Source organism: Bradyrhizobium sp. Ken01 (assembly GCF_055807355.1).
Genome location: NZ_JBVVPC010000171.1, coordinates 1 through 325, shown reverse-complemented (window position 1 = coordinate 325; position 325 = coordinate 1). Strand labels below are relative to the sequence as shown.

General features: G+C 63.7%; 1 protein-coding gene. It reads left to right on the top strand.

What is annotated here, in order from left to right:
* On the top strand, positions 1–325 hold a 325-nt coding region (locus tag AC0L3S_RS39225), incomplete at both ends, for a CoA-binding protein (RefSeq protein WP_473285320.1).

The window sequence follows — 325 nt, the reverse complement described above, 5'->3', positions numbered from 1 at the left end:
CGGTGCATCCCACTAAAGAGGAAGTCGCTGGCCGCAGGGCATTCCGCTCGGTGGCCGATCTGCCCGAGGCGCCTGACGCTGCATGGGTTGGCGTCAACCGGCATCTCACCATAGAGGTGATCAACGCCCTGGCTGAGCGCGGTGCCGGCGGCGCTGTCTGCTACGCCGGCGGCTTCCTCGAAACCGGAGCCTATGATCAGGAAGGCTCGAGACTGCAGTCCGAGCTTATTGCTGCCGCCGGCCAGATGCCGATAATCGGTCCGAACTGCTACGGCTTGATCAACTATGCAGACGGCGCTCTTCTGTGGCCGGACCATCATGGCGG